16 protein-coding genes are annotated in these 21,860 nt (G+C 67.8%); 5 read left to right on the top strand and 11 right to left on the bottom strand.

Annotated elements, in window-relative coordinates; all coding sequences use genetic code 11:
• The first annotated feature begins 185 nt into the window (after positions 1 to 185).
• The 3 genes from AC07EJ_RS16250 (at position 186) to AC07EJ_RS16240 (ending at position 3,300) form a co-directional block, all read left to right on the top strand.
• Positions 186 to 1,262 (top strand): AAA family ATPase, encoded by a 1,077-nt coding sequence (locus AC07EJ_RS16250; RefSeq protein WP_323186994.1) that lies wholly within the window; start codon positions 186 to 188, stop codon positions 1,260 to 1,262.
• Complete coding sequence (locus AC07EJ_RS16245) at positions 1,259 to 2,362, top strand: ParB/RepB/Spo0J family partition protein (RefSeq protein ID WP_389487564.1); 1,104 nt, start codon at positions 1,259 to 1,261, stop codon at positions 2,360 to 2,362. The genes AC07EJ_RS16250 and AC07EJ_RS16245 overlap by 4 nt, the downstream gene beginning before the upstream one ends.
• A gap of 320 nt (positions 2,363 to 2,682) precedes the next feature.
• Positions 2,683 to 3,300, top strand: coding sequence for a GNAT family N-acetyltransferase (locus AC07EJ_RS16240; protein WP_389487562.1), 618 nt, complete (start codon positions 2,683 to 2,685; stop codon positions 3,298 to 3,300).
• Between the two features lie 106 nt (positions 3,301 to 3,406).
• Here the strand turns inward: AC07EJ_RS16240 and trxA are convergent, their stop codons facing one another.
• From trxA to AC07EJ_RS16205, 7 genes are all read right to left on the bottom strand, one after another.
• On the bottom strand, positions 3,407 to 3,739 hold the full coding sequence (trxA, locus tag AC07EJ_RS16235; RefSeq protein WP_362907763.1) for a thioredoxin: 333 nt from the start codon (positions 3,737 to 3,739) through the stop codon (positions 3,407 to 3,409).
• A gap of 47 nt (positions 3,740 to 3,786) precedes the next feature.
• The gene (trxB, locus tag AC07EJ_RS16230; protein WP_362907764.1) at positions 3,787 to 4,749 is read right to left on the bottom strand and encodes a thioredoxin-disulfide reductase; all 963 of its coding nucleotides are present in this window, start codon (positions 4,747 to 4,749) and stop codon (positions 3,787 to 3,789) included.
• Between the two features lie 142 nt (positions 4,750 to 4,891).
• Entirely contained in the window at positions 4,892 to 5,908 is a 1,017-nt protein-coding gene (locus AC07EJ_RS16225) for an anti-sigma factor family protein (protein ID WP_389487559.1), read from the bottom strand.
• Positions 5,905 to 6,630 carry an RNA polymerase sigma factor SigM gene (sigM, locus tag AC07EJ_RS16220; protein WP_389487557.1) on the bottom strand — a complete coding sequence of 242 codons (726 nt, stop codon included), beginning with the start codon at positions 6,628 to 6,630 and terminating at the stop codon, positions 5,905 to 5,907. Before sigM ends, AC07EJ_RS16225 begins: the two co-directional genes overlap by 4 nt.
• A 28-nt stretch (positions 6,631 to 6,658) precedes the next feature.
• A complete protein-coding gene (locus tag AC07EJ_RS16215; RefSeq protein WP_389487555.1) occupies positions 6,659 to 8,374 on the bottom strand; it encodes a protein kinase family protein in 1,716 nt (571 codons plus the stop codon).
• A gap of 119 nt (positions 8,375 to 8,493) precedes the next feature.
• Positions 8,494 to 10,737, bottom strand: a complete 2,244-nt coding sequence (gene murJ / locus AC07EJ_RS16210; RefSeq protein ID WP_389487553.1) for a murein biosynthesis integral membrane protein MurJ — start codon at positions 10,735 to 10,737, stop codon at positions 8,494 to 8,496.
• A 45-nt stretch (positions 10,738 to 10,782) separates the two neighbouring features.
• Positions 10,783 to 13,119 carry a DUF6049 family protein gene (locus AC07EJ_RS16205; RefSeq protein ID WP_389487551.1) on the bottom strand — a complete coding sequence of 779 codons (2,337 nt, stop codon included), beginning with the start codon at positions 13,117 to 13,119 and terminating at the stop codon, positions 10,783 to 10,785.
• Positions 13,120 to 13,312: 193 nt separating this feature from the next.
• On the opposite strand from AC07EJ_RS16205, the gene AC07EJ_RS16200 reads away from it, so the two are divergent.
• Positions 13,313 to 14,764: a CCA tRNA nucleotidyltransferase gene (locus AC07EJ_RS16200; RefSeq protein WP_389487550.1), complete on the top strand. Its 1,452-nt coding sequence runs from the start codon at positions 13,313 to 13,315 to the stop codon at positions 14,762 to 14,764.
• Between the two features lie 104 nt (positions 14,765 to 14,868).
• On the opposite strand, the gene AC07EJ_RS16195 is transcribed toward AC07EJ_RS16200, so the two are convergent.
• From AC07EJ_RS16195 to AC07EJ_RS16180, 4 genes are all read right to left on the bottom strand, one after another.
• Entirely contained in the window at positions 14,869 to 15,360 is a 492-nt protein-coding gene (locus AC07EJ_RS16195; protein WP_389487548.1) for an LppU/SCO3897 family protein, read from the bottom strand.
• A 114-nt stretch (positions 15,361 to 15,474) separates the two neighbouring features.
• Positions 15,475 to 16,731, bottom strand: a complete 1,257-nt coding sequence (locus AC07EJ_RS16190; protein ID WP_389487546.1) for an MFS transporter — start codon at positions 16,729 to 16,731, stop codon at positions 15,475 to 15,477.
• Between the two features lie 116 nt (positions 16,732 to 16,847).
• On the bottom strand, positions 16,848 to 17,930 hold the full coding sequence (locus tag AC07EJ_RS16185; protein WP_389487544.1) for an inositol-3-phosphate synthase: 1,083 nt from the start codon (positions 17,928 to 17,930) through the stop codon (positions 16,848 to 16,850).
• Positions 17,931 to 17,973: 43 nt separating this feature from the next.
• Complete coding sequence (locus AC07EJ_RS16180; protein WP_116512092.1) at positions 17,974 to 18,654, bottom strand: PadR family transcriptional regulator; 681 nt, start codon at positions 18,652 to 18,654, stop codon at positions 17,974 to 17,976.
• Between the two features lie 385 nt (positions 18,655 to 19,039).
• Here AC07EJ_RS16180 and AC07EJ_RS16175 point away from each other — a divergent pair, with 385 nt between their 5' ends.
• Positions 19,040 to 21,784 (top strand): transglycosylase domain-containing protein, encoded by a 2,745-nt coding sequence (locus AC07EJ_RS16175; protein ID WP_478884420.1) that lies wholly within the window; start codon positions 19,040 to 19,042, stop codon positions 21,782 to 21,784.
• Positions 21,785 to 21,860 lie beyond the last annotated feature (76 nt).

The following is a 21,860-nucleotide window of genomic DNA, read 5'->3' as shown; positions in this document are numbered from 1 at the left end:
CGCGGTGCATCGTGTTTCACGTGAAACGTCGCTCACTGCTGCACGGCATCATCAGCCGCGGTCGCGCCGCGGCTGCCCCCCGAGACCGTAGGCCTCTCGGATCCCTCGAATCGGGCACGGAGTTGTCCACAGAGGCCGTTTCCTCCACAGAAGACAGGGCCTCGCTGGTTCACGACCCCGAAAGCATGGGAGGCTCTGTTCATTGCGAGCCTGAAGTCGAGGAGAGTGAATCCTTGCGGTCCGACGCCAACATCGCGGGACCGATGACCGATCCGGTCCCCGGTCCCCGTACCGAGTCGGTGGGGGAGGATGTTTCACGTGAAACACCGCCTCCGATGGACGACACCCCTATCGGTCGTGCTGCCCAGCTGGCGGTAGAAGCCCTTGGTCGCGCAGGCGAGGGCCTGCCGCGACCTGAGCAGACCCGCGTCATGGTGGTTGCCAACCAGAAGGGCGGGGTCGGCAAGACCACCACAACGGTCAACCTTGCCGCCTCGCTGGCACTGCACGGTGCCCGCGTTCTGGTGATCGACCTGGATCCGCAGGGCAACGCCTCCACGGCTCTGGGAATCGACCATCACGCCGAAGTCCCTTCGATCTACGACGTGTTGGTCGAGAGCAAGCCGCTCTCCGAAGTCGTGCAGCCCGTAGTCGATGTCGAGGGCCTCTTCTGCGCCCCTGCCACCATTGACCTCGCCGGTGCGGAGATCGAGCTGGTCTCGCTGGTGGCGCGCGAGAGCAGACTGCAGCGCGCGATCCAGGCGTATGAGCAGCCCTTGGACTACATCCTCATCGACTGCCCTCCGTCGCTGGGCCTGCTGACGGTCAATGCCCTGGTAGCCGGCGCCGAGGTGCTGATCCCGATCCAGTGCGAGTACTACGCACTGGAGGGCCTGGGGCAGCTCCTGCGCAACGTGGATCTGGTGCGCGGGCATCTGAACCCGGATCTGCATGTGTCGACGATTCTGCTCACGATGTACGACGGCCGCACCCGGTTGGCGTCGCAGGTCGCCGACGAGGTCCGGAGTCACTTCGGGGAAGAGGTCCTGCGGACGAGCATCCCGCGTTCCGTGCGCATCTCCGAGGCGCCGAGCTATGGGCAGACCGTGCTCACCTACGATCCGGGATCGAGCGGCGCGCTCTCCTACCTCGAGGCGGCGCGAGAGATGGCGCTGCGCGGGGTCGGCATCCGCTACGACGCTCAGCACGCCCATGCGGGCACTCAACTTGACCAGCACAGCACGGTGGAGGGTATCCAGTGAGCGAGCGACGGAGGGGACTGGGCCGTGGCCTCGGCGCACTGATTCCAGCAGCCCCCACCCCTGATAAGACGGCACCTGCCGGCGCGATGGGCTCTGCCTCCGGCTCGCCTTCCGCCGGGCCCGTCCTGACGGCGGAGCGCGGAGTGGCGGCGGCGAAGGTTGCCTCGCTTCCGCAGCCCCATGTTTCACATGAAACAGGGGATTCCTTCGGCTCGTCGGCAGACGCTCCGGAAACGCCGGCGGGAGCGTACTTCGCCGAGCTTCCGATCGACGCCATCACGCCCAACCCACGTCAGCCGCGCGAGGTGTTCGACGAGGACGCTCTCGCTGAGCTCGTCACCTCGATCAAGGAAGTCGGGCTTCTCCAGCCCGTCGTCGTGCGGCAGCTGAGCTCGTCGCGCTTCGAGCTCATCATGGGCGAGCGTCGCTGGCGCGCCTGCCGCGAGGCCGGGCTGGAGCGCATCCCGGCGATCGTCCGGGCGACCGACGACGAGAAGCTTCTTCTCGACGCGCTCCTGGAGAACCTGCACCGCGCTCAGCTGAACCCGCTGGAAGAGGCAGCCGCCTACGACCAGTTGCTGAAGGACTTCAACTGCACGCACGACCAGCTGGCCGACCGGATCGGCCGGTCCCGGCCTCAGGTCTCCAACACACTGCGGCTCCTGAAGCTCTCACCGTCCGTTCAGCGCCGGGTGGCCGCAGGCGTGCTGTCGGCCGGCCACGCGCGTGCCCTGCTCTCCGTGGAGGACTCGGAGGAGCAGGACCGCCTCGCCCACCGGATCGTCGCCGAGGGGCTCTCAGTGCGGGCCGTCGAGGAGATCGTGACCCTGATGGGCTCACGCCCGACGAGCACGGCGCGCGCCAAGGGTCCGCGGGCCGGGGCTCGTCTCTCGCCGGCGCTCAGTGAACTCGCCACGCGTCTCTCCGACCGTTTCGAGACGAGGGTGAAGGTCGACCTCGGACAGAAGAAGGGCAAGATCGTCGTCGAGTTCGCCTCGATGGACGATCTCGAGCGCATCCTGGGTCAGCTCGCTCCGGGTGAAGGGCCCGTCCTCCAGCACGGAGCGACCGAGGACGAGGATCAGGAGAACGAGGGCTAGGAGAACGGGGTTGGTCCCGTTCGCCGTAAGTCTCACGAGAGCAGGCCGTGTCCGGTGTGTACCGGAACACGGCCTGCTCTTTGCTTTCTGTCGGTATCGATGGAATCGCTTCGTGGATACGATGCGAAGGGAAAGAGCGCACCCCTCAAAGTCACCTCATACGGGAGGCGGGTCATGCATTCGGTGAGTCGTGCCGGACTGATGACCGCGGGTCTCGGGCTGGGCGCGGTCGGCGGGTTCGTCGGCAGCCTGCTCAGGGAACGGAGCGCTCTGACAGCCGCCCGTGACGCGGCGGGCGAAGGAAGTGAGGAACGGCCTTCATGGGGCGTCGGCTCGTACCGCTCACACTGGACAACCTTCCGGATCTTCCCAAGCGTTGCCGGACGTGTGTCTTCTGGGAGCTGGATCCGGTCAGCGGCCAAGCCGCGGTAAAGGCGGGCACTCCAGGGCTGGAGAAGGAGGCCTGGATCTCTGCCGTCCTCCTGGAATGGGGTTCCTGCGGACGGGTCGTCTACGTGGACGATGTCCCGGTCGGCTTCGTGCTCTACGCGCCGCCGGCTTACGTTCCCCGCTCCACCGCTTTTCCCACGAGCCCGGTCTCCCCCGATGCCGTGCAGCTGATGACCGCGTGGATCACGCCTGGGTATCAGGGCCAGGGGCTCGGCCGGGTGATGGTGCAGACCGTCGCCAAGGATCTGCTGCGCAGGGGGTTCAAGGCGATCGAGGCGTTCGGCGATGCGCAGTGGAAGGAACCGGCCTGCATGCTGCCCGCGGACCATCTCCTGGCCGTGGGCTTCAAGACCGTGCGCCCTCACCCTTCTTATCCGCGCCTCCGCCTTGAGCTGCGTACGACGCTCTCGTGGAAGGAGGACGTCGAGCTTGCCCTGGACCGGCTTCTCGGAGCGGTGCAGAAGGAACCGGCGCTCCGGCCTCTGTGAGTGCCAAGGCAACGCTGCGTTCACGCGAACGGGCCAACCCGGTTGGGTTGGCCCGTTCGTGTTTCACGTGAAACATTGCCGCTCCGCTGTGGAGCTGCATCGCTGATTACTCGGCGATGAAGTCCTCGAGGTCGCGCACGATGGCGGCCTTCGGCTTGGCGCCGACGATGGTCTTGGCGACCTCGCCGTTCTGGTAGACGTTCAGCGTCGGGATCGACATGACGCCGTACTTCGCGGCGATGGCCGGGTTCTCGTCGATGTTGAGCTTGACGATCTCGATCTTGTCGCCGTGCTCGGCGGCGATCGCCTCGAGGGACGGCGCGATCTGGCGGCACGGACCGCACCAGGCGGCCCAGAAGTCCACCAGGACGGGCTTGTCGCTCTTGAGGACGTCCTCTTCGAAGGAAGCGTCGGTCACGTTCTTGAGGTTGCCGGCCACGGCGGGCTCCTTAGTTACTTTGGTGATGCGGTGGGGCGGGTGTGGGTTCAGACAGCGGCGGCAGCGGCGGACTCGCTGTCGGTGAGAGCGGCCAGGTAGCGCTCGGCGTCGAGAGCGGCGGAGCAGCCGGTGCCGGCCGCGGTGATCGCCTGGCGGTAGGTGTGGTCGACGACGTCACCGGCACCGAAGACACCGGTCAGATTCGTCCGGGTCGAGGGGGCCTCGACCTTCAGGTAGCCCTCGTCGTCCAGCTCGAGCTGGCCCTTGAAGAGCTCGGTGCGCGGGTCGTGCCCGATCGCGATGAACAGGCCGGTGACCGGGAGCTCGGAGGTCTCACCCGTCTTGACGTTGCGCAGCGTCAGGTGCGAAAGCTTCTGGTCGCCGTGGACCTCAGCGATCTCGCTGTCCCAGGCGAACTTGATCTTCGGGTCGGCGAAGGCGCGCTCCTGCATGGCCTTGGAGGCACGCAGGGTGTCGCGGCGGTGGACGATCGTCACGGACTTGGCGAACCGGGAGAGGAAGGTGGCCTCCTCCATCGCGGTGTCACCGCCGCCGATCACGGCGATGTCCTGGTCCTTGAAGAAGAAGCCGTCGCACGTCGCGCACCAGGAGACACCGCGGCCGGAGAGCGCGTCCTCGTTCGGCAGGCCGAGCTTGCGGTGCTGGGAGCCGGTCGTGACGATGACGGTCTTCGCGCGGTGCACGGTGCCCGCCGTGTCCGTGACGGTCTTGATCTCGCCCGCCAGGTCGACGGAGATGACGTCGTCCGGGACCAGCTCGGCGCCGAAGCGCTCGGCCTGGGCGCGCATGTTGTCCATGAGCTCGGGGCCCATGATGCCGTCCTGGAAGCCGGGGAAGTTCTCCACCTCGGTGGTGTTCATCAGGGCACCGCCCGCGGTGACAGCGCCCTCGAACACCAGCGGCTTCAGCGACGCGCGCGCGGTGTACAGGGCCGCCGTGTAGCCGGCGGGCCCGGAGCCGATGATGATCACGTTACGGACGTCGCTCACGGCTTGATTCCTCGTCTCTGCGGGACTGCTGCGTACTGCCGGGGGAGCCCGTCTCCGGACTCTCACCCCACCCAACGGATCCTACGGGGCGCGCATTCCCGCCGTGTCCGGGAGCACACGGGAAGTGTGCCTCCGCCCGGAGTCAGCGCCGCGCGTAGGAGTGGGTCAGCAGCAGTTTGCCGCGAGTCGAGGACGGCTGCTTCACGCAGGTCGCGTCGATGACATACGCCGAGACCTGGGCAGGATCCGATTCGTGAGGCAGCACGACGAGGTAGGCGGTGGTGCCCTCGTAATCTCCCCGCTCGATGGCGAGGGCGGGGGTCTTCTCACGGCCGGTGCCCCGCTGTATGCAGTCCGGCACCACGACGGTCTTCCCTCGCATCGGGGAATTCGTCCGGGGAGTCTTCGGCCCCGACTGCTGGATGTCGAGGGACGGCTTGGACGTCGACGCGTCGGAGGGCGCGGATGAGCTCTTCGTCAGAAGGTCCTGCACCTGGCTCTCGAGCTTGTTCTCGGAGAAGGAGAGCGCGGAGCTCGCCTGACGGGGGGCGCCGCTGTCGGGAGCGCCGGTGGGTGTGCCGCCCCCGTTCTGGAGGAGGAGGACTCCCAGGCCGATCGCCGCCGCGGTGAAGACCGCTCCGAGCGCGGCGCCGCGACGGCGCCGGGTGCGGGTCCGGCTGCCACGACCCGGACCTGTCGCGGCACGGGGATGACCGGAGGGGCGGCCCGCGGGGGTGGCCGGCGAGTCGGCCGGCGTTGTTTCACGTGAAACAGGCGACGCGGACAGTGGCTCGCGGGCGGCGTCAGGCTTCTCGGCCACTCCGGACTCGGCGGCTTCAGACTGGGCCGCCCTGGACTCGGCTGCCTCAGCATCAGCTTCGTACTCGGCGTAGCCAGGTGCCTCCGTATCGAGCAGCGCCTCTGCGGCGAGTGCGGCGTCGATGCGGCCCGCGATGTCGGCAGGCATGTGTGGCGGTCCCGGGAGCGTGCCGAGCGTCCCGCGGATCTCTTCCAAGGAGGCGTAGACATCGGCGCACAACTCGCAGCCGCTCAGGTGCTCCCGTACCTCCTCGGTGCGGGAAGGGGAGAGCAGGCCCTCGGTGAGTTCGGAGATCTCGGCGACTTCGGGATGCTCGGCCGTGTCGGTCGTGGATGTCACGCTCGCCCACCTCCGCCCTTCACGACAGCTGAATCACTTGGTCCTGCCCCGTCCCGAGGCTCTGCTGCCGGTGGGACGGATGTCCCCTGCGTCCGGTTCCTTCCGGGCGCTTCCGGGGGCGGGTTCTTGTCACTCGTGCTCTCGCCGTTGCCGGTCCTCAGATGAGTGACCAACGGCAGGAGTCTGGCTCTGCCACGCGCGCAGCGGCTCTTGACCGTGCCCGTGGGAACACCGAGAACGCGGGCTGCCTCGGCCACCGGGTAGCCCTGCATGTCGACCAGGACGAGCGCGGCCCGCTGGTCGACGGGAAGGGTGCCCAGCGCTTCGAACAGCTCACGGTGGAGATCGTTGCGTTCGGCGGGAGCGGCCGCGGACTCGTGGGGTTCGAGGAGCTGCTCCAGGCGCTCCGTGTCCTCGACCGGAGAGGTCTTCCGCGAGGCGGCCTTGCGTGCCCGGTCGAGGCAGGCGTTCACGGTGATGCGGTGCAGCCACGTCGTGACGGCGGACTGCCCACGGAAGGTGTGCGCCGCCCGGTAGGCCGAGACCAAAGCGTCCTGGACCGCGTCAGCGGCTTCCTCTCGGTCTCCCAGGGTGCGCAGGGCCACAGCCCACAGCCGGTCCCGATGGCGGCGTACCAGCTCACTGAAAGCGTCCTTGTCACCCGCGACATGGCGGGTGAGGAGGTCCTGATCGCTTGCTTCGCCGTAGGCGGCGTCGTCCACTTTCGAACCCCCTCCCCCAGGTGAGCCCTCAGCCGGTGAACTTCACGTCGGCGAGAGCCTGCTTGTAACCCGCTCCGTAGTAACCGTCGGAACCAGACTGCGGCAGGGCCGTCATCCACAGGAGCACGTACCGCGTCTTCACCGGCTTGTCGGCGTCGATCTTCGCGGTGGTGCCCGTCGTGGTGTCCGAGCCGATGCTCTTCATGGAGTCGATCGATGTCGTGGGCGACAGCGAATCGGCCGCGTACAGGGAGACCGTCGTGCGGTCGCCGCCGTACTGAAGAGCTATCGACGCGGCCGATACGTCCTTGGCCGAGCCGAGGTCGTAGACGATACCGACGCCGGGCTTGTACGGCGCGAGCTTCGGGCCGTCGTTATACGTCTTGGTACGCCAGAACGTCTTGCTGTCGCCGTCGTAGGTCTTCGCCACGTCACCCGGGGCCTGTGCCTCGCCCTTGACGACATATTCCCTGGCGTCTTCGATGGCCATCGGCTTCGTGGGCTTGTGATCGTCGCCGTTGTCGTTGTCGTCGGTGCTGTGCGACGTGTTGGAGTCTGACTTGCCGCGGTCCATCAGGGCTTCCGCCAGCTGCCAGCTGCCGAGGCCGAGGGCCACGATGAGCAACGCCGACACGGCCCACTTGAGCGCCTTGCCCGTCCGGCTCTGCAGAGGGGGCGGGGGCACCGGCGGCATGGGCTGGGCCCCGCCGGGACGCGCGGCCTGACGGCCGTACGTGCCCTGCTGGTAGGTCGTCCGCTGGTACTCCGCAGGCGCCGTGAACACGGGCTCCGGGGGACGGATGCGGGGCATCTCACCGACGGCCTTCACCAGGTCCTCGGTCGTGGTGCACGGCGGGTCCTGCCGCGACGCCGTCGCCCCTTCGTTCACGAGGGCACGCATGGCCAGCTCGGACAGGCCGCGGTGCACGCCGGCCCGCACCTGGTCGGGCGCGATCAGGCCGATGTCCTTGGGCAGCCCGGACAAGCCGTACGCGTCGTCCTCGTAGGGCCAGCGCTGCGTCAGGGCGGCGTACAGAAGGGCACCGATCGCCTCGGTGTCCGTGCGCTGCGGTGTGTCCGAGGTGATGCCGCGCAGGGCGGCGTTGACGGCGAGGCCGCGAATGCGCCACTGCCCGGTCGAGGTGCGCAGCACCGCGCTCGGGGTGAGCCGCAGATGCGCGAGGCCCTCGCGGTGCGCCGCGGCCATCGCCTGGGAGACCTGGTTCACGAGCTGGTACGCCTCGTGCACCTCGAGGGCGCCCGAGGCGAGCAGCGCGGTCAGCTCAGTGGCATCGGGCAGCCACTCGTGCACCACATAAACGAGGTCGTTCTCCTCGACCGCGTCCAGGACCTGGACGAATCGAGGGTCGCCGAGCAGCGCCGATGAGCGTGCCGCGGCGAGAACGGACCGTGCCCGCGGGTGTTCGGCGGGGAGCAGGTGCACCCCGACGGCCCGGCGCAACTTCTCGTCCACCGCGCGCCAGCTGCTGAATCCGTCCAGCCGGGTGACGCACTCCTCTAGGCGATAGCGTCTGGCGAGTTTGTGACCGCTGTGCAACTCGGGGGGAGCGGACGAGCCGGGGCTCGTCGACCCATCGGTGTCCTCCGCGTCCTCGTTCGTTGCCGTGTCCCGCTCCCGGGTCTGGGCCACCCCGTCGGCCGTGGTCTGCTCCGCCTTCGCGGTCAGTGGCTCGTCACCACTGTTGTCTGCCACGTCGACGGCAGCCGTACTCCGTTCCGCCACCGTCGTTCCTGCCTCCCCATCCGTTGCGCGCTCTGCGACGCCAAAGCCAATTGTGCCCACAGTCCGGCGATAAGCACGACACGCGGCAGCCCGCGATGGTTGTGCGGCCTGCCGCGTTGCTAGCGGCCGAGACGCCCGCGGACCATTCCGACCATCGAGTTGAGCTCTTCGATTCGCATGCGCCGGGCGGCGACATAGAAGACACCCAGCAGTACGGCCCCACCCACGACCAGCGCTGCGATCGAACCTGCCGCGCCGCTGCCGAGCGCCCTGGTGATCAGGAATGCGACCGCGCCACCGGCGATGGCCCCCGGGATCGAGGCCATGCAGAGGCGGGCGTACGTACGGATGACCTGCGTGCCGTCCAGGTCGCCGCCGAGACGCTTGCGCAGGCGCTGCCAGGCGACTCCCACTCCGATCGCGTAGGCGAGGCCGTACGAGGCGGCCATGCCGACCACGGCCCACTGGGCGGGCAGGAGGAGGTAGGCGATCGCCGAGGCGGCCGCGTTGACGGCGGCCACGATGACCGTGTTGTAGAAGGGCGTCCGGGTGTCCTCGTACGCGTAGAAGCCGCGCAGTACGACGTACTGCACGGAGTACGGGATCAGGCCGAGGCCGAACGCCATCAGGATGTAGCCCATGGACTGGGCGCCCTGCGTGCCGCTGGAGCCGAACAGCAGGGTGCAGATCGGGACGCCGAGGGCGACGAACATGAAGGCGACCGGGACGATCGCCACCGCGGACGTACGCAGGCCCTGGGAGATGTCGTCGCGAACCGCTCCGGGGTCGCCGTCGTGGGCCGCCCGCGAGATGCGCGGCAGCATCGCCGCCATGACGGAGACCGTGATGATGGCCTGCGGCATGCCCCAGATCAGCTGGGCGTTCGAGTAGCCCATGATGCCCGCGCCGGACTGGCCGGACGCCTTCCCGGCAGCGGTGGCGAGCTGAGTGACGACGAGGACGCCTGCCTGGTTGGCGAGGACGAACAGCACGGTCCACTTGGCGAGCTTGACCGCTTTGCCGAGGCCGTGGCCCTTCCAGTCGAACCGCAGCCGGAACCGGAAGCCGGTTTCACGCAGGTACGGGATCATCGCCAGCGCCTGCACCGTCAGACCGAGCAGAGTGCCGATGCCGAGCAGGCGGACACCGTCCGCGGGGATCGTGTTGACGTGCACCTGCGAGTCCGCGGCCGTGCCGTAGACATAGATGAACATGCCGAACGTGAAGATCATGACGATGTTGTTCAGGACCGGGGTCCACATCATCGCGCCGAACTTCCCGCGGGCGTTCAGGATCTGGCCCATGACCACGTGTACGCCCATGAAGAAGATCGTGGGCAGGCAGTAGCGGGCGAAGGTGACGGCGACGTTGTTGGCGGCCGGCTCGTTGGCGATCGGCGTCGACATCAGCCGGATCAGGAGCGGTGCCGCAAAGACGGCCACAGCGACGATCACGCCGAGCGCGACCATGACCAGGGTCAGCAGACGGTTGGCGTAGGCCTCGCCGCCGTCCTCGTCCTCCTTCATGGACCGCACGAGCTGCGGCACGAACACGGAGTTGAGGCCGCCGCCGACGGTCAGGATGTAGATCATCGTCGGCAGGGTGTACGCCACCGTCCACGCGTCACCGAGCGTCGCGGCGCCGAGGGCCGCGGTGATGACCATGGTGCGGACGAAACCGGTGAGCCGGGAGACCAGGGTGCCCGCGGCCATGACGGCACTCGACTTCAGGAGGCCCGACGCGCGTCCCCCCTGCTTCGAGGCGGGGGCGGGGGCGGCTGCGGGCGGGCCGCCCTGGACGGGAGGCTGCGCCGGTCCGGCCGTGGGCACCGGAACGCCGAGAGCGTCTGCCGACGGACGGCCGACGCCACTGCTCTGCTGGTCGCGGAAGAGATGAGCAAAGGCGTCGGGCTCGTGCTGCTCCTCACCGGCCTGCGTCATCAGATCGTCGACCCCCACGAACTGTGTGGTCCTGGCGTCGTCACCGTACGGAAGGTACTGCGACGGGCCCTCCGGCTCAGGGGCCGGCGTCTGGGCCCACACGCGGGGATCCGGGGGGTACTGGGCCGCCGGCGGTGGGGCATAGAGCGGCTGAGGGGCCTCAAAGGTGCCGGGAGGCGGCGGAGGGTGCGCGGCGCGGTCGTAGAGCGCTTCCGTCACCGGATCCTGTGCGGTGAGGTCCTCGGCCCGGTACGGATCCTGGTCGTAGGCGTCCTGGAGGTACGCGTCCTGCGGATACGCGTCAGGGGTGGGGTGGGGCGGCGGGACCTGGCCGGGCGCTCCCGGATGACCAGGGGGCGGACCCCCGGCCGAGGCTGAGCCGCCCGGGCCCTGGCCATGGTCATCGTCGTACGGCGCGTTCATGGTTACCCCACCTCATCGTCCCCGGGCCCACGGCCACGACATCGCTCAACGGTCCACTCTCTCACCAGTGCCGGACGCGTCCGTGTTTTCCGGAGCGGTTTCCGGTGTCGGGTCACTCGGCTGCTCGGGGTCGCCTTCCCCGGGCTCGGAGCCAGGGTCCCCGTTCGGTCCGTCGTCAGGCCCTTCCTCGGTGCGTTGCGCGGCGGCGCGCTTGCGCTGGGTGTACATGCGGAAGCCCGCGAGGACGAGGAGCAGGACGCCGCCGGCCATGACGAGCATCACGGTCGGCGTGATCTCGGTGACGGTCACGTCGAACCGGACCTCGGGGCCGTACGGCTGGCCGTCCTCCGTGTACAGCTGGGCGAAGACCGGGACCCTGCCGTTGGCGTTCGAATTGGTGGTGAACTTCACCGACTGGCTGTGCCCGCCGGCGACCTTCACCGGCTGCTCATGGTACGGACCGTCGCCGATCTTGAGGCGGGTGCCGTTCGTCGACGTGAGGCGCAGGACGAGGTGATCGACGCCCTGCACCAGGTTGTTCTGGACCGTCACGGGGATCGTCGCGCTGCGTCCCGAGAGCTTCGCCTCGGACTTGTCGATGAGCCTGACCCGCTTGGTGAGCGCCGTGAGGTAGTCGGCGACGTCGTCGCGGTACGCCCGCGCCTCGGCGGGGCGGCCCCGCCAGGACGTGGACATCTGCCGGTCCATGGCCCGTCCGAACGGTGTCACCACGCGGGACGGGTCGGAGAGGATCACCTGGAAGTTGGTCAGCTTGGTCTGGGTGTCCTGGATGGCCTGGAAGGCCGACGTGGGCAGTTCCTGCTTGCGCAGGTACGAGGGGTAGGACCGGGAGGAGGGGACTCGGGTCGTCGCATCGGCGTCGGGATCCGCCTTGGTGGCCGCGGCCAGGCTCTCGGACTCCGACCAGCTGCTGTCCTGCTCGGCCTTGATCGCCTGCGCCATGGACTGAGCCTGGCTGGCGGACGGCATGCGCTGCGGCGCGACCACGATGTTGCGCTCGTTGTCCGGCTCCTGAAGGTTGATCGTCAGGCTCTGCGCGAGGAACTGCTGCACGGCGAGCGTCGAGTTCTCGGCCTTCGTCATGTCGCCCTCGAAAGCCTCCGACAGCCGTGCGTCGGTCACCACGGCCGTCGTGCCGCTGCCGATGGGGCGGGCCGCCGACGGTGTGTACGGCAGGCCGCTGGGCTCCTGAAGGCTGTCACTGCGGGCGATCACCTTGTCGGCCCCGGCGGACGTGGCGACATTGACGATGCTGGGGTCGATCGCGCCGTCCACGGGCCAGGCGTAACTGGTGTCCGGCTTGACGTGGAGCACTGTCTCCACGGTCGTGGTGGCCGCGTCGGTGGCGTCCTTGAGGTGCCCGAGGGAACCGGTCACCTTCGTGCCGTTGTGGGCCAGCGACGCGAGATCCGGATCGGCGAAGGGGAGGGCGACGACCTTCTGGTCGGCGACGGCGTTCTTCAGATCGTTCAGCCACTGCTTGGCGACCGTCTGGTTCTTGCCGTTGACCTCCGTGCCGTCCGGCTCCTTGATCTTGTACGGCCTCGTCATAGCGTCGACCGAGGCGAGGAGGTCGGGGTCGACCACCCAGGTCACATCGAGGGCGGTGCCGAGGGACAGCATCTGCTGGAGACGGCCGCCCGGAGCGATCTCCTTGGCGAGGCTGTCGTCATGGAAGACGCGCGTCTGCTGTTCGTCGGATCCCGTCTCCGCCGTGAGGTGGGTCTGCGAGATGAGCGGCCACAGGAACGTCGTCTTCGTCTTCGTGTCCGCGGCCTCGGGCTGCCAGGGGAGGAAGGTCCGCTGGATGCCGAGCGTCTGCTGGTACTGCTGTGTCGCCGTCTGGCCGGTCAGGGCGACACCGAGCTGGTAGACACCGTCGGCGCCGAGGTCCAGCTCCTTGACGGGGACGGAGAGGCTGAAGCCCTGCGTCGCGCCGGGGTCCAGCTTGGAGATCTTCTTGGCGTACTTGCCGCCGATCTCCCTGCCGTCCGGCGCTCCCCCCGCCGCGTGCCGGGAGGCGTTGTCGATCGAGGCCCGCCCGCCGAGGACGGAACCGAGGCGGAGCGCCACGTGTGCGTTCGTGACGGCCTGCTTGCTGTCGTTCGTGAGGGTGCCGGTGACGGTGACCGTGTCGCCGTCACCCGGGACGCTCGGAGTGAGCGAGTTCACGGCGACATCGACGGTGCTCGTGCCGATCGGGTCGGCCGCGGGCGTCTGCGGGGAGGCGAATCCGGGGGAGCCGCCCAACAGGGTGAGGACGGCCAGCAGAGGCGCTCCGGCAAGCAACGCCCCCGTGCGCCGCCACCTTCGACGGGCAGGTGAGGGAGTCATCCCTTGGAAGTCTGCCGCCTCGGCCACGCGCTCGCCCGTCCCTCGTCGTCGTCAGTGGTCGTCGGATAGTCCACGCATGGTAACGAGGTGCGCTGTGGTGAAGTGCCGCGGACTGCTCCACATGATCGGAAGACAGGGTAGGGGGCATCCGGCACGGCTCGCGCACACCCAGGGAAAACGGGGCGGAACCCTGGGCTCGGGCCACGTACCCTTTTCTGTTGTGCCGAACGCCAATGAAGAAAATCCCAGTGCCCTGAGCCAGGTGCAGCGCCGCGCGGTGAGCGAGCTGCTGCGGGTGGCCCCTGTCGCCGACGATCTAGCCCGTCGATTCCAGGAGGCCGGGTTCTCCCTCGCTCTGGTCGGCGGTTCGGTCAGGGATGCGCTCCTCGGCAGGCTCGGCAACGATCTGGATTTCACGACGGACGCCCGCCCCGAAGATGTGCTCAAGATCGTCAGGCCTTGGGCGGATGCCGTGTGGGAGGTCGGGATCGCCTTCGGGACGGTCGGCTGCCAGAAGGACGGCTACCAGGTCGAGGTCACCACATATCGCTCCGAGGCGTACGACAGGACCTCGCGCAAGCCGGAGGTCTCGTACGGCGACTCCATCGAGGAAGACCTCGTGCGTCGCGACTTCACGGTGAACGCGATGGCCGTGGCCCTGCCGGAGAAGGAGTTCATCGACCCGCACGGCGGGCTCGACGACCTTGCCGAGCGAGTGCTGCGTACACCCGGGACCCCCGAGGAGTCCTTCTCCGACGATCCCCTGCGGATGATGCGGGCCGCGCGGTTCGCCGCGCAGCTGGACTTCGAGGTGGCCCGCGAGGTCGTCGAGGCGATGAAGGACATGGCCGACCGCATCGAGATCGTCTCCGCGGAGCGGGTGCGGGACGAGCTGAACAAGCTGATCCTCTCCGCACACCCGCGCGAGGGCCTCACCCTCCTCGTCGATACGGGTCTCGCCGACCATGTCCTGCCTGAGCTGCCCGAGCTGCGTCTGGAGCGGGACGAGCATCACCGGCACAAGGACGTCTACGACCACACGCTGATCGTCCTGGAGCAGGCGATGGCGCTGGAGTCGGACGGACCGGACCTCGTGCTCCGACTCGCGGCCCTGCTGCACGACATCGGCAAGCCGAGGACGCGGCGCTTCGAGGACGACGGCCGCGTCTCCTTCCACCACCACGAGGTGGTGGGCGCCAAGATGACGAAGAAGCGCATGACGGCGCTGAAATACTCGAACGAGCTGGTGAAGGACGTCTCGCGACTGGTCGAGCTGCACCTGCGCTTCCACGGGTACGGCACCGGCGAGTGGACCGACTCCGCAGTCCGCCGCTACGTGCGTGACGCGGGTCCTCTGCTGGACCGCCTGCACAAGCTGACCCGCTCCGACTGCACGACGCGCAACAAGCGGAAGGCGAATGCACTGGAGCGCGCGTACGACGGCCTGGAAGAGCGCATCGCGCGGCTCAAGGAGCAGGAGGAGCTGGACTCGATCCGCCCCGACCTCGACGGCAATCAGATCCAGGAGATCCTGGGCATCAAGCCGGGGCCGGCGATCGGGCAGGCGTACAAGTTCCTGCTGGAGCTGCGGCTCGAGAACGGGCCGATGGAGCATGACGTGGCGGTGGCGGCGCTCAAGGAGTGGTGGGCGGCGCAGCAGACCGCGGAGTGAATGTCCTGGGTCGGTGTTTCACGTGAAACACCGACCCAGGACGGACATGCCGAAGGGCGCTGTTTCACGTGAAACAGCGCCCTTCGGCATGGTGATGCGTGGTCTTACTTGGTTTCCTTCAGGCAGAGCACCACGTCGTGGCTGCCACCGCTCTGGTAGTAGGAGACCTCGGTGCCCTTGACCGTGTTGCACTTGTCGACGTCGCTGGTGCCGTCGAACTTCTCGATGACCTTGTACTCGGAGTCGCTCGAGGAGCAGTCGACGTCCTTCAGGTCCGGAGCCGACGTCGTGCCGTTGTTGTGCAGGCAGCTGCCGACCGCGGTCGTCTCGGCGTCGCTCTGGCCGAGGTACCACTTCACGCCGTAGAGCGCGATGGCGACCACGATCAGGGCGACTATGCGGAGGGCCTTCTTCTTACCGCCACCCGACGGCCGGCCGGGCGGGATGGGCGTGCCCGGCGCGTGCGGCGGGTACGGCTGCTGGGGAACCCCGGGCTGTCCGGCGACGGGAGCGTACGGAGCACCGCCCTGCGGCGGGCCAGAGGGCTGCTGGCCCTGGGCGAACGGATTCTGGCCCTGCGGCGGCGGAGTGGTCACTTCGGGGGTCCCCCTCGAACTTAGGCGCGATGGCGCGGATAAGACGCCCGTAAGTTATCCGTACCGACTGACAATTCTGAAGTCGGGAGGGGCGCTGTGTCATTGATGTGACACTTACTGGGTGTCAAAACGGGCCATAGCCCCTGCAATTGCCGCGTAGAGCAGGGCCACTGTGAGCACCAGCGGGACCGACTGTCCGTCAGGCGGCAGCATCAGTGCGGCCACTGCGGCCGCGCCGACGAACGCGACGTTGAACAGCACGTCGTAAACGGAGAAGATCCGGCCACGGAAGCCGTCGTTCACCGAGGACTGCACGACCGTGTCGGTGGCGATCTTCGCGCCCTGGGTCGTCAGGCCAAGGACGAAGGCGGCGGCCATCATGGGGGCGGGCGCGAACGGCAGCCCCAGGGCGGGCTCGAGGACAGCTGCCGCCCCCGCGCAGACGATGATCCACCGGGCAGGTCCCAGCCGTCCCGCGGCCCAAGGCGTGACCACAGCGGCGGCGAAGAAACCGGCCCCCGAGATCGCCACGGCGACGCCCAGCAGGGCGAGTCCGTCGGACTCCGTGGACGACCAGGAGTATCGGCAGAGCATGAGGACCATGACCGTCAGCGCTCCGTAGCAAAACCGCATCAGCGTGATGGCGGCCAGGGCGCGGGCGGCCGGAGGGCGCGCAGTCAGATGACGTAGGCCTGAGGCGAGTCCCTGCGCCGTGCCGGTGAGCGCCGTCCGCAGGCCGGGACGTACCAACTCCGCGTCCGGACCGAGCAGTTCCGCGGACAGGGGCAGGGAGGCCAGCGCCGCGCACAGGTAGAGGGCCGCCCCGACGAGCACCACGAGGGCGTCGGAGTCCGAGATGAGCAGCCGCACGGCGAACGCGAGTCCGCCGCCCAGCGTGGCGGCAAGCGTGCCGGCCGTCGGCGAGACGGAGTTCGCCATCACCAGGCGCTCGGCGTCGACCAGCCTCGGCATGGCGGCGGAGAGCCCGGCGAGGATGAAGCGGTTGACGGCGGTGACACACAGGGCGGAGGCGTAGAAGAGCCAGTCCGGCGCGTTGCTGAGCATCAGGACGGCCGTCAAGGAGGCCAGGACGGTCCGCAGGAGGTTGCCGTAGAGGAAGACCTGGCGGCGGCGCCAGCGGTCGAGGAGGACGCCCGCGAACGGGCCGATGACCGAATACGGGAGAAGCAGCACGGCCATGGCCGAGGCGATGGCGCCGGCCGAAGTCTGTTTCTCCGGCGAGAACACCACGTAGGTGGCCAGCGCGACCTGGTAGACACCGTCCGCGCCCTGTGAGAGCAGCCGCAGCGCCAAAAGGCGCCGGAAGTCCCTCAAGCGCAGGAGTACCCGCAGGTCACGGACGACAGCCATGGGGCACAGCCTCACATACGGGAAAGGTCCCCGGACGCACGTCGTGTGCATCCGAGGACCTCAACAGCCCACAAGGAGAGGCGCGTTACCGCTGGTACGCGCCGCACTGTGTGTGGTTAGCGCTCGACCTCGCCCTTGATGAACTTCTCGACGTTCGCGTAGGCCTCGTCGTCGAAGTACTGCACCGGCGGGGACTTCATGAAGTACGAGGACGCCGACAGGATCGGGCCGCCGATGCCGCGGTCCTTGGCGATCTTCGCGGCGCGCAGGGCGTCGATGATGACACCCGCGGAGTTCGGGGAGTCCCAGACCTCGAGCTTGTACTCCAGGTTCAGCGGAACGTCACCGAAGGCGCGGCCCTCGAGGCGGACGTAGGCCCACTTGCGGTCGTCGAGCCACTGGACGTAGTCCGACGGGCCGATGTGGACGTTCTTCTCGCCCAGGTCGCGGTCGGGGATCTGCGAGGTGACGGCCTGCGTCTTCGAGATCTTCTTGGACTCCAGGCGCTCGCGCTCGAGCATGTTCTTGAAGTCCATGTTGCCGCCGACGTTCAGCTGCATGGTGCGCTCGAGACGGACACCGCGGTCCTCGAACAGCTTCGCCATGACGCGGTGCGTGATGGTGGCGCCGACCTGGGACTTGATGTCGTCACCGACGATCGGCACGCCCGCCTCGGTGAACTTGTCCGCCCACTCCTTGGTGCCGGCGATGAAGACCGGAAGGGCGTTGACGAACGCGACCTTGGCGTCGATGGCGCACTGCGCGTAGAACTTCGCGGCGTCCTCGGAACCGACGGGCAGGTAGCAGATCAGAACGTCGACCTGCTTGTCCTTGAGGACCTGGATGACGTCGACCGGGGCCTCGGGGGACTCCTCGATGGTCTGGCGGTAGTACTTGCCCAGGCCGTCGTGGGTGTGGCCGCGCTGGACGGTCACGCCCGTGTTCGGCACGTCGCAGATCTTGATGGTGTTGTTCTCGCTGGCACCGATGGCGTCGGAGAGGTCGAGGCCGACCTTCTTCGCGTCGACGTCGAAGGCGGCGACGAACTCGATGTCGCGGACGTGGTAGTCGCCGAACTGGACGTGCATCAGGCCCGGGACCTTGGCGTCCGGGTCGGCGTCCTTGTAGTACTCGACGCCCTGGACCAGCGAGGCGGCGCAGTTGCCCACGCCGACGATGGCTACGCGAACCGAACCCATTCCGGTTGCTCCCTGTGTGTATCGGTGAAACCCCGAATGGGCCTCACGTGGCGGTGTCGTCGGACGGATCCGGCCGGGTGCTGTCCCGGTGCCGGGGCAGGCCGCCCGTCTCTCCAGATGTGTCCTGCTGAGCTGCGTCGGAGGGGTCGGACCGCCGCTGATCCCGCCCCGCCCGCTCGCTCTCGATGAGCTCGTTCAGCCAGCGCACTTCGCGCTCCACGGATTCCATTCCGTGCCGCTGGAGCTCAAGGGTGTAGTCGTCAAGGCGTTCCCGGGTGCGGGCGAAGGAGATGCGCATCTTTTCGAGGCGCTCCTCGAGCCGGCTGCGACGGCCTTCGAGCACGCGCATACGTACGTCACGCGAGGTCTGCCCGAAGAAGGCGAACCGCGCGGCGAAGTGCTCGTCCTCGTATGCGTCCGGGCCGGTCTGCGAGAGCAGCTCCTCGAAGTGCTCCTTACCTTCCGCCGTCAACCGATAGACGATCTTGGCGCGACGCCCTGCGAGTGGTGCGGCGAGGGCGTCCTCGGGTGTGCTCCCCGATTCCTCGATCAACCAGCCGCTTGCGACCAGCGTCTTGAGGCAGGGGTAGAGGGACCCGTAGCTGAAGGCGCGGAAGACCCCCAGCGATGTATTGAGCCGTTTCCGCAGCTCGTAGCCGTGCATCGGGGACTCGCGGAGCAGTCCGAGGACAGCGAACTCGAGGATGCCGGAACGTCGGCTCATCGTCGCCTCCTCTCTGCCGCGGTCGGGTGCCACGACTTCCTACGGACTCTTTATGCCGAGCTGATGTATCGACTCGATACATCACGACGATAGAACGGTCGCACGGATGGGACAAGAGGGATCACGGTGAACGGCGTCACATCACCGATTCATACCAAGCAAGTTGCCTGATTTGGGGTGAACTTCGGCCCTAGGTGGGTTTTGCCGGTGCGTAGTCTGTCCGCCATGCAGACCGCCGGGAACCAAGTGACGCCTGTGGGCGTCGTTGTCCCCGGTGCATTGCGGGTGAGTGCCAGAAGGGGCGCATCCGTATTTCGGGGGGACCGGAAACCAGCCGCCTTTTCCAGGCGCGTATCTCCGCGCCTGCCCGAGGAGTAGTCGTTCGATGAGCGAGCACCGTCGCAAACCGCCGCAGCCACAGGGCGGCGGACGTGCCGCGGCCCGTCGTGGCACGTCCGGCGCATCGCCGGGCCGTCGCGCGGCACCGCGTGACGCCACCGGATCACCTTCTGATGCGTATGGAACGCCGGGGTCCACAGGATCGTCCGGCTCGACGGGCGACGATCGCCCGTACGGAGGCCGCGCGGAAGCGCGCCGAGCCGCGCAGCGCAGCGCCGGGGGGAGCCGGAGGAAGGCTCCCGACGGCGGCGGTGGCCGCGGAGGCGGCGGCCGGCGCGGCGGAGGCGGACCCGAGGGACCGAGCGGGCCCGGGCGCGGCAGGGGCCGCGGACCTTCCCGGCCGCAGAAGAAGAGGTTCATCGACTACCCGCGCTCCGACAAGTACGGAGTGCACCGCTGGCTGCCGTCCTGGCGCCTGGTGGCGGGTCTGTTCGTCGGCTTCTGCGGCAGCCTCATGGCCGCGGCGGGTATCGGGTACGCCCTGGTGGACGTCCCGAAGACGGCGGACACGGCCAAGGCCCAGAACAACGTCTACTACTGGGCCAACGGCGATCAGATGGTCGCGACCGGTGGCGAGACGAACCGGCAGATCATCAAGTACGAAGACATCCCCGAGGCCATGCGGTACGCCGTCATGTCCGCCGAGAACAAGACGTTCGAGTCGGACAAGGGCGTCGACCCCATGGGCATCGCCCGCGCGTTCGTCAACATGGCCAAGGGCGGTGCGACGCAGGGCGGCTCGACCATCACCCAGCAGTATGTGAAGAACGCGATGCTCGACGACCAGTCGCAGACGATCTCGCGCAAGGTCAAGGAGCTGTTCGTCTCCATAAAGGTGGGCCGTACGGAGCCCAAGGAGAAGGTGATGGCCGGCTACCTGAACACCGCGTACTACGGACGTGGTGCCTACGGGATTCAGGCGGCTGCCCGGACGTATTTCGACAAGGAAGCACGGAAGCTCAACGCGAGCCAGTGTGCGTTCCTGGCAGCGGTGCTCAAGGGCGCCACGTACTACGACCCCGCCGGCGCCCCGGAGATCGACCCGGTCGAGGCGACGCCTGATAAGAACAAGGCCCGCGCGGACAAGCGCTGGCGTTGGATCCTCGACGAGGAGGTCAAGGACAAGCGCCTGTCCCCCACAGACCGGAAGAAGTACGAGGAGTTCCCCAGGCTGCAGAGTCCGCGGGCCAACCCTCTGCTCGGCGGCCAGACCGGCTATCTCGTCGACCTGGCCAAGGCCTATGTCATCAACAACAGCAACGGCGCGATCACGGCCAACGACCTTCAGAAGGGCGGCTACGAGATCCACACCACCTTCGACAAGAAGAAGGTGGACAAGCTCGAAGCGGCCGTGAAGAAGGTCCGCAAGGAGAACATCAACGACAAGCTCCGCCCGAAGACGGACAAGTACGTCCAGTTCGGCGGCGCCTCGGTGAACCCCAAGAACGGCGCGATCGAGGCCATCTACGGCGGTGAGGACGCGACAAGGCACTACACGAACAATGCCGACCAGACCGGTGCGCAGGTCGGCTCGACCTTCAAGCCGTTCGTGCTGGCTGCCGCGATGAGGGACGGAGTTCGCGACCCCAAGGAGGGCGAGGAGCAAGGTCCCGGCACGCGCACCCCGGTCTCCCCGAAGAGTCTTTACAGCGGCCAGAACAAGCTGAAGATCAAGAAGTACAACGGCGAGGTCTGGACGGACAAGAACGGCAAGGAGTGGCTCCAGACGAACGACGGCGGGGAGTCCTACAACCGGCCGACGTTCCAGATCGACCTTCGTGAGGCGATGCGGGAGTCCGTCAACTCCGCCTATGTCCAACTGGGAATGGACGTGGGTCTGGACAAGGTGAAGCAGGCCGCGAAGGACGCAGGCATCAAGGACAACAGCTTCGCGAGCGCCAACTACCCGTCCTTCTCCCTGGGCACCTCCGACCCGAGCGCGATTCGCATGGCCGGCGCGTACGGCACCTTTGCGGCCAGTGGCCAGCGGAACGATCCGTTCTCGGTGACGTCGGTCGACCACGCCGGTGAGACGGTTTACCAGCACGATAAGGCGCCGGTCAGGGCCTTCCAGTCGGCGGTCGCCGACAACGTCACCGACGTCCTGAGGACCGTCGTCGACAAGGGAACGGGTACCAACGCGAAGCTGCCGGGCCGCCAGGTTGCGGGCAAGACCGGTACGACCGACGGCAACAAGTCCGCCTGGTTCGTGGGCTACACCCCGCAGCTGTCGACGGCGATCACGATGTACCGGATGGACGACAACGAGAACAGCAAGAAGCGCCAGTTCTTGGAGATGTACGGCACGGGTAACCAGGAGAAGATCCACGGAGCCTCGTTCCCGTCCGAGATCTGGCACGACTACATGTTGGAGGCCCTCAAGGGACAGCCCTCCGAGACGTTCCCCGTTCCCGATCCCATCGGTGAGATCGTCGGCGCCACACCGAGCCCGAGCATCACTCCCTCGGCGACTCCTTCTCCCTCGGATTCGGCATCGACGGAACCGTCGCCCAGCCAGTCCTCCCCCGGCCCGTCGCCGTCGACCAGCGAGTCCTGCAGCAGCTGGTCGTGGAACTGCAACGACAACGGCGGTACATCGGACGGCGGCACCGGTGGGACTCCCACGGGCGGCACCGACGGAGGCGTCACCAGCTCGCCGTCGACGCCAGGAGGCAACGGTGGGAACAACGGAAATGGCAACGGAGGCATCTTCGGCGGCCCAACGGGCTAGCCGGAGCTGATCTCACGCGCGTGTTTCACGTGAAACGCTGCGTGTTCCACGTGAAACAGCGCGTGATCCGCGCGAA

The sequence above is a fragment of the Streptomyces sp. NPDC045026 genome (assembly GCF_056432625.1).
Note: the sequence above shows the minus strand (reverse complement) of the source record. Positions and strands in the feature narration are given on the sequence as shown.